Consider the following 11967-nt stretch of genomic DNA (forward strand, 5'->3'; position numbering starts at 1 on the left):
GGCCCCACACGCTGAGTTGTTATCCGGATGTTGCCAGCGTAAAAATCCACAACGCGCTACTCGCTGAATATCAAAGATCAGCAGTGCTGTCCCATGGCAAAGACGCACTCCACTATCCAGACATCTGCCGGATAACTATGGACAATCAAAAAGGCAAAGGTTTGTCGTTCGCCCGGCGAATTTATTTGCCGCGAAGCATTGGCCTGGCGATTGGCTGCTTCAGCGTGATGGCTGCCATCTACCCCCTCAACTTGCCGACCTGGGTATGGGGGCTGTTGCTGATCAACGGCTTTATCTGGCCACACCTGGCCTTTCAATTGTCTTGCCGTTCTATTTACCCGTATCGGGCCGAACGCCACAACATGCTGATTGACTCTTTGTTCGGAGGCTTCTGGGCCGCCAGCATGCAGTTCAATCCGCTGCCGACAGTGACCATCCTGTCGATGATGATCATGAACAACGTAGCGGTCGGCGGCCCCAAAATGCTGATCCGCGGGCTGCTGGCACAATTGGCCGGAGTCCTGCTGTCATGGCTGTTATTTGGCGCGGCCTTCAACCCGGACACCACGGCAATACAAATCTATGCCTGCTTGCCCATGTTGACGCTCTATCCGTTCGCCGTGGGCATGATCAGTTATCAACTGGCGACCAAACTGGCCGAGCACAAACGTACGCTGCGCGCCCTGAGCCGTACCGATAGCCTGACCGGCCTGCTCAACCATGGCTCATGGAAAGACTTGCTGCAAATCAGCTTCCAACACTGCAAGCAGACACATTCCACTGCCACCCTGGTGTTGATTGATATTGACCACTTCAAGCGCATCAATGACACCCACGGACATATCGTAGGCGACGGCGTGCTGCGCGAGTTGAGCAACGAACTCAAAGATAACCTGCGCGTAGAAGACCTGGCCGGGCGTTATGGCGGTGATGAATTCTGCGTCATTTTGCCTGATCGTTCACTGGCCCAAGCGCAGGAAATCATGGAGCGATTGAGCCAGTTGTTCAGTAATTACCGGCACTGCGATGAACCTGAGTTGCGCGCAAGCTTGAGCATCGGCCTGGCAGCTTTCCGGCCCGAATATCAGGATGCGTCGATGTGGCTGAATGAAGCCGACAAAGCGTTATATATCGCCAAGAATACCGGTCGTAACAAGATCAGCCTCGGAGCCGCAGACACGCTGATGGATATAGTCTTGAGCAAGCCATAAAGCACGCAAAACGAGAGCGAGAGCCCTGTGAATACAGATAAAAACGACACTGCGCACGCCCCTGAAAAAGTTGACCACCTACGTTTTCATCGAGCCCACGCCCATCTGGAACCTACTTTCGGCAGTGACAAGTTCGCCTTGAGAGCCGAAGCCTTTGCCCGCTTTTTTGGCACGCCCACCTTTCTTGGCGCCCAGACATTGATCGTGGTGATATGGGTGTGTTTGAACCTGTTTGGCGTGACGCATTTTGATATCTACCCGTTCATCCTGCTCAATCTGGCTTTCAGCCTGCAATCGGCTTACGCCGCCCCCTTGATTTTGTTGGCGCAAACCCGCCAGGCGGCACGGGACAAGGCCCAGGCAGATTCTGACGCCCAGCACCGTGAAGCACTGGCCGTGGCCAATACCGAGCGACAAGCCGCTGCAGCGCAAACCAATGAGAAAATCATGACGTTGCTGGAGCAAAACACCCGGCTGACCGAAATGACCAAGCAACTGACCGAGCGAATTGAAAGTCTGACCTCGGAAATGCACCAGCATCTGGTGCGCAAGGCGCCTTAACTGACACAGCGGCGTACCGCGGTAATTTCAGGCAAGTCCTGACGTTGCATGTACACACGCAAAGGCTCGGTGATGTTCAGGCGGTCGTCGATATTCTGCTCCAGTAACAACTGGATCAGCTCGCGCTTGAGTGTCATGGTGTCCTGCGCCGCGGGCTGCCAGACGAACTCGCAAGCAGGCGTGATGTTGTCGTCGGCGACATCCATCCCGAAAGAATCTTCACTGAAACGAACAATGTACTGTTGAGTCTTACGATTGAAACCGACAAAACCGTAAAGTAGATCGGCGGCCTGGCAGATTAGCTGCGAAGTGATGCGCATGGTAAACCTCACTGAAGAGCCAGGAAGGCTCTAGGGTCGATGATTTACACGCAAGATTGAACACTCATCCCTCTGCCGGGGACGCTGATGACATCAAGAGTACTGCACAAATTTTCTAATACCAAGGACCTCAACAATGCCTGTTACTTTTGCCAAAAGCACTCTACTGCTGAGCTTGCTGCTAGGAATGGGTTGCGCACACGCCGCCAGCGCCCCAGACGCATCCGAAGCAGCCCTGGCCAGCGCTCATGGCATCCCGCATCCGGCAGTCATCGCCCATCGAGGGGCATCTTTCGACGCACCGGAGTCTACCGCTGCGTCCTACAAGCTTGCCCGTGACCTGGGTGCCGACTACCTGGAGATGGATCTGCAACGCAGTAAAGACGGAGTGCTGTTTGCGCTACATGACAACAGCTTGTTACGCACCACGGATGTTGCGCAAAAATTCCCCGAGCGCAAAGACAGCCCGGCCAGCGCCTTCACCCTGGCAGAGCTGAAAACCCTGGATGCCGGTAGCTGGTTCAACCAGGCCTATCCTGACCGCGCCCGCCCCGCCTATGTCGGACTGCCAATCCTGACGCTGGACGAAATTATCGATATTGCCCAGGGCAACCCGCAGCACAAGCCAGGCCTGTACATCGAAACAAAAGAGCCCAAGCAGTTTCCGGGTATTGAGCGCGACCTGAAAAACAAGCTGGGCGAACGCGGCTGGCTAAAACCGGTCGTTTCAACTGCTGACAAGGGTGCGCTTCAAACCGGTGAGGGCAAAGGCCGGGTGATGCTGCAAACCTTTGAAAAAAGCAGCCTTGAATTACTGCAAAAAGAAATGCCCGAAACACCAAAAATCTTGCTCCTGTGGGTCGGCGAAGGCGGCATGGCAGCAAACTCCAGCGTCAGCTTTGCCGACTCGGGCGCGAAGGACAAAGCAGCCTATTACGCCAGACTTCAACCCAGGGACAAAGCCGAGTTCATGCAGTGGCTCGACTTTGCCAAGGCCAACGGTGCCATCGGCACAGGCCCGTCTGCGGCCTTGACCGCGGGAGGTGCCCAGAGCTATTTCGACCTGATTCAGCCGTGGATGAACCAGGCGACCCACGACAAAGGCATGCTGGTCCATGTCTACACCCTTGACGAGCCAGTGGACTTCAAGAAGGCCATGGATGTCGGCGTAGACGGCATCTTCACTAACCGCGCCAGCGAACTGCTCAAGTACTACCAGCGCCCCGCGACAAAGAGCGTGAACCAACTATTGGAACAGAACGGCTACTAAGAACTTGAGTAAGTGATTCAGACACAGGGCGAAAATTAAGGATTAATTAAGTTGTCATGGTTAATCTGATCCCACTTAAAGAGTTCACCCTGGAGGGATTAAACATGAAACCACTTAACCTGATGTTCGCCGCTGCCGCCCTGACCCTGACTGCCGGCCTGGCCCAGGCCGATGTACGCCCGGACCATATTCCGGGCCTGCTCAAATCGGGTGAGATCGCTTCATTTGAAAAACTCAATCAAGCGGCACTGGATAAACACCCCGGTTCGACCATTGTCGACACCGAGCTGGATCACTCCTACGGCAAACTGGTTTATGAGGTTGAACTGCGTGACGCCAAAGGCATCAAGTGGGATGTAGACCTCGATGCAAAAACCGCCGAAGTGCTGCAAGACAAACAAGATACTTGAGTCGCATAAATAAAAAGCCGCGCCCCTCGTCATGAGGGGCGCGGCTTTTTTATTACCCCTGCTCTCCTCGGACTTTCACACTCACCCAGTATGAATTTGCACGAGCTCCAGTTGTTCTGGCTAGAATCAGGTTTTTTCTGCGAGAACATTTCCCATGGGGCACAGTACGGCCGCCGATATCGCGACGATTAACCGGATCAGTGCCGTACCGGCGATTCTTCAGGTCATCACTGAAATGACCGGAATGCGCTTTGCCGCCGTTGCGCGTGTCACCCAACAAACCTGGACCGCGTGCGCGGTGCTCGACAACCTGGGTTTTGGCTTGCAGGCCGGCGGGGAACTGGATCTGATCAGTACCTTGTGCTTTGAAAGCATGACCTCACACCTGCCGATCATCATCGATCAGGCCAGCGCAGATCCGATGTACCAACACCATGCCACACCCAAAATGTATCGCTTCGAGAGTTACATTACGATTCCGGTATTTCGCACTGACGGCACGTTCTTCGGCACCCTCTGCGCCCTGGACCCGGAACCCGCAAGGCTCAAAAACAGCGCCATACAATCGACGATGGAGTCATTTTCGCGCTTGCTTTCGCTGCAAATTGAAGCCGAAGAAAACTTGCAGCGCACAGAGATGGCACTGATCAAGGAGCGTGAAAATGCTGAATTGCGCGAGCAGTTCATTGCCGTCATAGGCCACGATTTACGCAACCCGTTATTCTCCATTACCACAGCAGCCGAACGTCTATTGCACAAACACCCCGATCCGAAGACCGAGCATCTGGTGCAACACATTCTGACCTGCGGCTATCGCGCTTCGCAGCTGGTAGAAGATGTACTGGACTTTGCCCGTGGCCGACTCGGTGGCGGAATTCCCTTGACGCTGCGCGAATGCTCCGACCTCGATCAAGTGTTGCGGCATGTCATCTCGGAAGTACAAAGCGTTCATCCCCACCGCCTGATTCAGTTACAAATAGAGCCACTGGACAGCATTCGCTGTGACAGCGGCCGTTTGGCACAACTGCTTTCCAATCTGCTGGCCAACGCCATCACCCATGGTTCTGCCACCGATCCGGTTCACGTCGAAGCCCGGATCCTTGACCGGGTCTTTAGCCTTAGCGTCACCAATCAGGGGCCGCCCATTCCGGCAGAGGTCATGCCGTACCTGTTTCAACCCTATTACCGCCCAGCTAACGACACACCACAGGCCGGGCTGGGGCTGGGCCTGTACATTGCCAGCCAGATCGCCCTGTCCCATGGCGGCCATGTCGAGGTGATTTCCAATGAACAGCAGGGTACGGTCTTTACCTTTGAATTCGAGGCGCAACCTGGCTCGTGACGGGCAGTTTTCGCCGCAACCAGGAGCCACATTGCACGGGGAGTGATTTTTTGGCGCCGACCACTGGCGCGGGCCAGCTGGCCGATATGAACTAAGTTGGAGGACGTGTAGCTCTGTTTTTCCATCTTCGAAAGGACTCGTTCATGTTGACCAGATCCGAACACAAACCTCGCCCCCTCAGTCCCACAGCAAAAATTGCCTGCCTGCTCTACAGCCTGCTCTGCTACCTGTGTTTCCTGCTGGGCTTTCTCTACTTCATAGGCTTTCTGGGCAATGTAGCCGTTCCCAAAAGTATTGATTCAGGCCCGGGAATTCCGTGGCCGCAGGCACTTCTCGTCGATGTGCTGTTGATCAGTCTGTTTGCCGTACAACATAGCGTCATGGCCCGTAAAAGCTTCAAACTCTGGTGGCAAAATTTCGTGCCTGCCCCGATTGAACGCGCTACCTATGTACTGGCTTCCAGTGCGGTTCTGGCATTGATGTGCTGGTGGTGGCAGCCGATCGACACCCTGGTCTGGAAGGTCGATTCACCCTTGGCCACCGGGCTGCTCAGTGGCCTGTTCTGGCTCGGATGGGGCCTGGTATTCCTGGCTTCCGCGTTGATCAGCCATTTTGAGCTATTCGGGATCAAGCAGGCCCTCGATACCTTGCGTAAACCCAGAGCAGTGGACAGTACCTTCAAGACCCCACTGCTCTACAAAATCGTACGCCACCCGCTGTACCTGGGCTTTTTGATCGCATTCTGGGCCACGCCCGCCATGACTGTCGGGCATCTGGTGTTTGCGCTGACCAGTACGGTTTACATCATGATTGGCTCGTACCTGGAAGAAAAAGACCTGGTCGAAATATTTGGTGAGAAATACCGCCACTATCAAAAAACCGTCGGCATGTTGCTGCCCTTTCCACATCGCAAGTCTGACCCTCAGGACTGATATGCGGATATTTTCTGTATTTGAACTGCAGATGGGTAGAAACTGACGTGATCTTCAAACGGCCACTGAACCAACGGTTCGGTGGCCCCCATTGCACTTCGACAGAACCCCAGCATGAACACCCGACTCTGTGCCTATGAAGACCTGACACCGCGCCAACTCGAGCAGTTACAGACGCTTGAAGTTCATGCTGAACAAATCGCCTACTCGGGCAACATCGAGTCAGCCTTGTATTCACTGCCGGCCGAACCCCATCCGGGGATCAAAGGTTTCGTACTCTTGGGTGATGAGCGGCCAGTGGCCTTCTTGCTGCTCAGGCGCAAGCCGCTTTTGGCCCATTGGGCTGAAGCTGATTGCGCCACCCTGCATGCATTGCAGGTCGACAAGCGAGTACAAGGCCAGGGCCTGGGCAAAGCCTGCCTGCGGCAACTGCCCCTGGCAGTCAGTCTGCTATGGCCCGAGATCCGGCAGTTGATGCTGTCTGTCAGCCCTTTCAATACCAGCGCACTGGCCTTTTACCTGAGCCAGGGCTGGGTTGAATGTGGCGAGGCATATCTGGGTGAGCGACGCCTGGTGCTCGATCTGGCCGAGGCCCACGGCACACATGCTCAGGCGAGCTAGGACCGCGGCTTGACCGGCAACCAGATCTCCAACAGACCGGCACCGGTATGCGGATTGAAGTCGGCACTGTAGCGCTCGAACTCTGGAGCATCCGCGGCTTCATAGGATGATTGGGGCAGCCAGTCTTTCCAGATCGACTGAAAGGTCTGACTCAAACCGGCCAGCGAGCCACGATGCTCGAATACGGCGTACTCCTGTTCTTGCAGCTCAATCCAGCGATAGCGCTCAGGCAAGTCATCCAGCTTGCTGATGGCAACCCCGGCGATGTACTCGAAGCCGCCCTGGCCATCCGGGTTACAGCAAACGCCATAGGTTTCCTCGCCAACTTTGCAGGGGATGTTATCGCTTTCCGGCAGAAACTGTTCCCACAGCAGTGGAATCTGCTCAGCACTCTCCTGGGTAAAACGTCCGCCCAAACCGGCAATCAACTGAAAGTGACCTTTGGTAAATCGCGGGGCTGGTAAATCGAACTTCTCTGCCTGTTCCATAAGATCGTGCTCATTGAGTGAGTAGGAAACGGATCGGGTCAGTATAGGAACAAAAAACCCGGGGGTGATGACAGGTCAAAAACTTGTATCTGGACAAAAGGCCATCAGCGCCTTTATTGTCTCGCCCAGACCACCGCAGTGGTCAGCGTCGCTCGGACGGTTCCGGGCGCTTACGTACCAGAGGCACACATGGCAGACCAAGGTTCGCCGCGCCGCTTTGCGCGCATAGATCGACTCCCCCCTTATGTATTCAACATCACTGCCGAGCTGAAAATGGCGGCACGGCGCCGTGGCGAAGACATTATCGACTTCAGCATGGGCAACCCCGACGGCCCGACGCCACCGCATATTGTCGAAAAACTTTGCACCGTCGCACAGCGTGAAGACACCCACGGCTACTCAACTTCCCGCGGAATCCCACGCCTGCGCCGGGCCATTTCTCGCTGGTATGCCGACCGCTATAACGTTGAGATCGACCCCGAACACGAAGCCATTGTTACCATCGGTTCCAAGGAAGGCCTGGCGCACCTGATGCTCGCCACGCTGGATCAGGGCGACACGGTGCTGGTGCCGAACCCCAGCTACCCGATTCACATTTACGGTGCCGTGATTGCCGGCGCCCAGGTGCGCTCGGTACCCCTGATTCCCGGCGTTGACTTCTTTGCCGAACTGGAAAAAGCCATTCGCGGCTCGATTCCAAAACCCAAAATGATGATCCTTGGGTTCCCGTCCAACCCCACGGCCCAGTGTGTCGAACTGGACTTCTTCGAGCGCGTGGTGGCCCTGGCCAAGCAATACGATGTGCTGGTGGTTCACGACCTGGCCTATGCAGACATCGTCTACGACGGCTGGAAAGCCCCGTCGATCATGCAGGTACCGGGCGCCAAGGACATTGCGGTTGAGTTCTTCACCCTGTCAAAAAGCTACAACATGGCAGGCTGGCGTATCGGTTTTATGGTGGGCAATGCAGAGCTGGTCAACGCCCTGGCACGGATCAAGAGTTACCACGACTACGGTACTTTTACCCCGCTGCAGGTCGCGGCAATTGCTGCCCTCGAAGGCGACCAGCAATGCGTGAAGGATATTGCAGAGCAGTACCGGCAACGCCGTAACGTGCTGGTCAAAGGCTTGCATGAACTGGGATGGATGGTCGAAAACCCGAAAGCCTCGATGTATGTCTGGGCCAAGATTCCCGAGTCCTATGCACACTTGGGCTCACTGGAGTTTGCCAAGAAGCTGCTGGCGGACGCCAAGGTTTGTGTCTCACCAGGCGTAGGATTTGGTGAGTACGGGGATGATCATGTGCGCTTTGCCCTGATTGAAAACCAGGACCGCATCCGTCAGGCCTTGCGTGGTATTCGCGCGATGTTCCGGGCGGATGGCCTGAGCGCCAACTGAGGTTTCTTATCTGCGCCAGGAGCGGGCTCGCTCCTGGCGCAGCAGAAGGCTTTAAATCACCAGCGACAGCAGCAAGATAAAGATCAGGGCCACGATCGACAGAATGGTTTCCATCGCAGTCCAGGTCTTGAAGGTTTCAGCCACGGTCATGTTGAAGTACTGCTTCACCAGCCAGAAACCCGCATCGTTGACGTGGGACAAAATCAGCGAACCTGCACCTGTTGCCAGTACCAGCAGTTCCCGGTTAACCCCGGGAATCAAATCCACCACCGGCAACACAATCCCCGCCCCGGTAATAGTTGCAACAGTGGCAGAACCGGTTGCAATGCGGATCACCGCAGCCACCAGCCACGCCAGCAAGATCGGCGAGATCTGCGCGTTGACCGCCATGTGACCGATCACATCACCCACACCGCTGGCTACCAGCATCTGCTTGAAACCGCCGCCCGCACCAATGATCAGAATGATCGCTGCGGTGGGCGCCAGACTCGCGTCGAGCAACTTGAGAATGCGCTTGGAGTCGATGCCCTGGCGTGCACCAAAGGTGTACAGCGCCAACAACAAAGCCAGCAACAGGGCGCTGATCGGGTGACCGATCATGTCCATCCAGACACGGAAGAAGTTGCCATCGGGCAACGCCACGTCCGCGAACGTCTTGAGCAACATCAGGAACACCGGCAACAGCACGGTGATCAGAGTAATGCTGAAGCTCGGCAGGCTGCTGGACTCAGGTTCGCTCGCCAGTTGGTCCATCAATTCCTGGGATGGAGTGCCGGGAATGTATTTGGCAATGAAAGTGCCGTAGATCGGACCGGCAATGATTGCCGTCGGCAACGCGACGATCAGGCCGTACAGAATGGTTTTGCCGATATCAGCACCGAACACGCCAATGGCCAGCAATGGCCCCGGGTGCGGCGGCACCAGGCCGTGCACTGCCGACAAACCGGCCAGCAGCGGAATGCCGATTTTTATGATCGATACTCCGGTGCGGCGCGCCACAATAAATACCAGCGGGATCAGCAATACAAAACCGATCTCGAAAAACAATGGAATCCCGACTAAAAACGCGGCAAACATCATCGCCCACTGCACCCGCTCCTTGCCGAAGGCACGGATCAGGGTACGGGCGATCTGGTCGGCACCACCGGAGTCAGCCATCATTTTGCCAAGCATGGTGCCCAGAGCCAGGATGATCCCGACAAAGCCCAGCACGCCGCCAAAACCATCCTGGAACGACTTGATGATCAGGTTGGCAGGCATGCCCGCCGTCAGGCCCAGAAACGCAGAGGCGATGATCAAGGCAATAAAGGGATGCAGCTTGAACCGGGTGATCAATACGATCAGCCCGATAATGGTCACAACTGCATCAAGCAGCAGAAAGGTATTGTGGGACATGCCTAGCATGGGGCGTCTCCTGTCTTGTTGTTATCAACTACGCAAATGCAGCCATGGCTGAGGCGGGTAGCGCTGTCTATCTGTAACAAAATCATGACGTTGCCAACAGTGATTGCTCACGCCACCAGTCACGGGTAGCGCGCGCCAGTTGGTCGATGTCCAGTTGCGCGGCATTCAATGTCAGCACCAGGGGCTCATGGACAGGTGACTCGAGCGCAGCGAACTGACTGTCGATCAGCGTCTTGGGCATGAAGTGCCCCGGACGATGGGCCACTCGATCAGCGGCAACCTCTGGCGTCAGCTCCAGGAACACAAATCCAAGACCGTCGACCGCACTGCGCAGACGCTCGCGATAACGCAATTTCAGGGCCGAACAGGTCAAGACCGGATGCTGGCCTTTGGCTACGGCACGACGCAGTTCATCGCACAGGCTGTCTAGCCAGCCGGCACGGTCGTCATCGGTCAGGGGAATACCTGCACTCATTTTTGCAATGTTGGCCGCAGGGTGAAACGCATCGCCTTCAATCGGGGTCGCGCCGTTGAGCTGGCACAACGCCTGGCTCACGCTGGACTTGCCGCAGCCGGCAACACCCATTATGACCAGGGCAGTGATAGGTTGACTCATGAAACACCTCAGTCCGTAGACAGCGCTGTCTTTGTTGCTGCGTTCAATAGTTGAAAGCAAAGCACAAAGACCAGGCTACCGACGTCTATTTCTCGTTTTTATGGGGAGACGCGGTGGCGCTCTCTACATACAAAGCTGGGGTAACTGCCCTACACGCAATCAGGCAATTGCGGGGATCCTAGGACAGCGCTACCTTAGTGACTTGTTTTTTGTTTGGCAAGCCGCCCGATGACCTCCTTTAAAAACGATAAAAACACCCGAACCACGGGTCGCCCCACCCTTAATGAAGTCGCCCGCCTTGCCGGCGTCAGCCCTATTACCGCCTCGCGGGCCTTGCGCGGGATCAGCAGTGTTGCCACCGAGCTGGCGGAAAAGGTACGCAAAGCGGCCGATGAGCTGAACTATGTGGTCAATCCGGCTGCCCGGGCGCTGGCTTCGGCGCAGAGCCATTCGGTGGTGGTGCTGGTGCCGTCATTGTCCAACCTGCTGTTTATCGACACCCTCGAAGCTATCCATGCCGTACTGCGGCCCAAGGGCTTTGAAGTGCTGATCGGCAACTTTCACTACTCACGGGACGAAGAAGAAAACCTGCTGCGCAACTACATGGCCTATCAGCCACGGGGGCTGTTATTGACAGGTTTTGATCGTTCCGAAAGCTCGCGCCGGATGATCGAAAACAGCAATGTGCCCTGCGTGTACATGATGGAACTGGACGCCGCCGAGGGCCTCAACTGCGTAGGTTTTTCACAGTTGAAGGCCGGTGAGACCGCTGCCCGGCACCTGATTTCACGGGGCCGCCGCCAACTTGCCTATATAGGTGCACAGCTTGATCAGCGCACCCTCTTGCGCGGCGAAGGCTATCGCCTGGCCTTGCAGCAGGCCGGGCTGTACAACCCCGACCTGGAAATCCTGACTCCCCGCCCCTCTTCTGTCGGCCTGGGCGGCGAGATGTTCTTGCAGTTGCTGGCCAACCATCCGCAGGTGGATGCAATATTTTTCGGCAATGACGACCTGGCGCAGGGCGCCCTGCTGGAAGCCGCACGCATCGGCATCAAAATCCCCGGACAAATTGCCATTCTGGGATTCAATGACCTTCCCTCCTCCGAGTTTATGGTGCCGCGCCTCAGCAGCATTCGTACTCCGCGAGAAGCCATTGGCCGTCATGCAGCCGAGCAGATGCTCACGTTGATGGCGGGAAACAGGGTTGCCAACCCGGTGCAGGACATGGGCTTTGACCTGATGGTGCGCGAAAGCACCTAGCCCCGATTAAGCTGGCGCAGCATAAAGCACTAATTTGTAACCATTTATGGCAACAAGGCGCTGAATTCCTCCGCCCGGGGCCTGAACTTCACAAGCAATAACCTTGGCAAGCGAACTACCCTTTCTGACTTACA

13 protein-coding genes are annotated in these 11967 nt (G+C 56.1%); 9 read left to right on the forward strand and 4 right to left on the reverse strand.

Annotation, left to right across the window (positions count from 1 at the left end):
• The first annotated feature begins 137 nt into the window (after positions 1-137).
• Together B195_RS17075 and B195_RS17080 are read left to right on the forward strand one after the other, a co-directional pair.
• Positions 138-1211 (forward strand): diguanylate cyclase, encoded by a 1074-nt coding sequence (locus tag B195_RS17075; RefSeq protein WP_003440819.1) that lies wholly within the window; start codon positions 138-140, stop codon positions 1209-1211.
• A 27-nt stretch (positions 1212-1238) separates the two neighbouring features.
• Positions 1239-1772 carry a DUF1003 domain-containing protein gene (locus B195_RS17080; RefSeq protein ID WP_003440816.1) on the forward strand — a complete coding sequence of 178 codons (534 nt, stop codon included), beginning with the start codon at positions 1239-1241 and terminating at the stop codon, positions 1770-1772.
• Here B195_RS17080 and B195_RS17085 read toward each other — a convergent pair.
• Complete coding sequence (locus B195_RS17085; RefSeq protein ID WP_003440813.1) at positions 1769-2092, reverse strand: DUF2025 family protein; 324 nt, start codon at positions 2090-2092, stop codon at positions 1769-1771. The two genes, B195_RS17080 and B195_RS17085, sit on opposite strands and share 4 nt — an antisense overlap.
• Before the next feature lie 136 nt (positions 2093-2228).
• Here B195_RS17085 and B195_RS17090 point away from each other — a divergent pair, with 136 nt between their 5' ends.
• The 5 genes from B195_RS17090 (at position 2229) to B195_RS17110 (ending at position 6667) form a co-directional block, all read left to right on the forward strand.
• Positions 2229-3362 carry a glycerophosphodiester phosphodiesterase gene (locus B195_RS17090; RefSeq protein WP_003440808.1) on the forward strand — a complete coding sequence of 378 codons (1134 nt, stop codon included), beginning with the start codon at positions 2229-2231 and terminating at the stop codon, positions 3360-3362.
• Positions 3363-3466: 104 nt separating this feature from the next.
• The gene (locus tag B195_RS17095) at positions 3467-3772 is read left to right on the forward strand and encodes a PepSY domain-containing protein (RefSeq protein ID WP_003440805.1); all 306 of its coding nucleotides are present in this window, start codon (positions 3467-3469) and stop codon (positions 3770-3772) included.
• Between the two features lie 154 nt (positions 3773-3926).
• Entirely contained in the window at positions 3927-5114 is a 1188-nt protein-coding gene (locus tag B195_RS17100) for a GAF domain-containing sensor histidine kinase (protein ID WP_003440802.1), read from the forward strand.
• 143 nt (positions 5115-5257) lie between these two features.
• Positions 5258-6046 carry a methanethiol S-methyltransferase gene (mddA, locus tag B195_RS17105; RefSeq protein ID WP_003440799.1) on the forward strand — a complete coding sequence of 263 codons (789 nt, stop codon included), beginning with the start codon at positions 5258-5260 and terminating at the stop codon, positions 6044-6046.
• 114 nt (positions 6047-6160) lie between these two features.
• A complete protein-coding gene (locus tag B195_RS17110) occupies positions 6161-6667 on the forward strand; it encodes an N-acetyltransferase (protein ID WP_003440796.1) in 507 nt (168 codons plus the stop codon).
• Here the strand turns inward: B195_RS17110 and B195_RS17115 are convergent.
• A complete protein-coding gene (locus B195_RS17115; protein WP_003440794.1) occupies positions 6664-7155 on the reverse strand; it encodes a GyrI-like domain-containing protein in 492 nt (163 codons plus the stop codon). The genes B195_RS17110 and B195_RS17115 overlap by 4 nt on opposite strands.
• A 189-nt stretch (positions 7156-7344) precedes the next feature.
• Here B195_RS17115 and alaC point away from each other — a divergent pair, with 189 nt between their 5' ends.
• Positions 7345-8553 (forward strand): alanine transaminase, encoded by a 1209-nt coding sequence (gene alaC / locus B195_RS17120; protein ID WP_003440789.1) that lies wholly within the window; start codon positions 7345-7347, stop codon positions 8551-8553.
• A gap of 51 nt (positions 8554-8604) precedes the next feature.
• On the opposite strand, the gene B195_RS17125 is transcribed toward alaC, so the two are convergent.
• Positions 8605-9957, reverse strand: coding sequence for a GntP family permease (locus B195_RS17125; protein ID WP_003440786.1), 1353 nt, complete (start codon positions 9955-9957; stop codon positions 8605-8607).
• A gap of 82 nt (positions 9958-10039) precedes the next feature.
• The gene (locus tag B195_RS17130; protein WP_003440780.1) at positions 10040-10573 is read right to left on the reverse strand and encodes a gluconokinase; all 534 of its coding nucleotides are present in this window, start codon (positions 10571-10573) and stop codon (positions 10040-10042) included.
• A 228-nt stretch (positions 10574-10801) separates the two neighbouring features.
• Here B195_RS17130 and B195_RS17135 point away from each other — a divergent pair, with 228 nt between their 5' ends.
• Positions 10802-11833, forward strand: coding sequence for a LacI family DNA-binding transcriptional regulator (locus B195_RS17135; RefSeq protein ID WP_003440777.1), 1032 nt, complete (start codon positions 10802-10804; stop codon positions 11831-11833).
• Positions 11834-11967: the final 134 nt, after the last annotated feature.

Origin of the sequence: Pseudomonas sp. Lz4W (assembly GCF_000346225.2) — a bacterium.
Taxonomy (GTDB): Bacteria; Pseudomonadota; Gammaproteobacteria; order Pseudomonadales; family Pseudomonadaceae; genus Aquipseudomonas; species Aquipseudomonas paraversuta.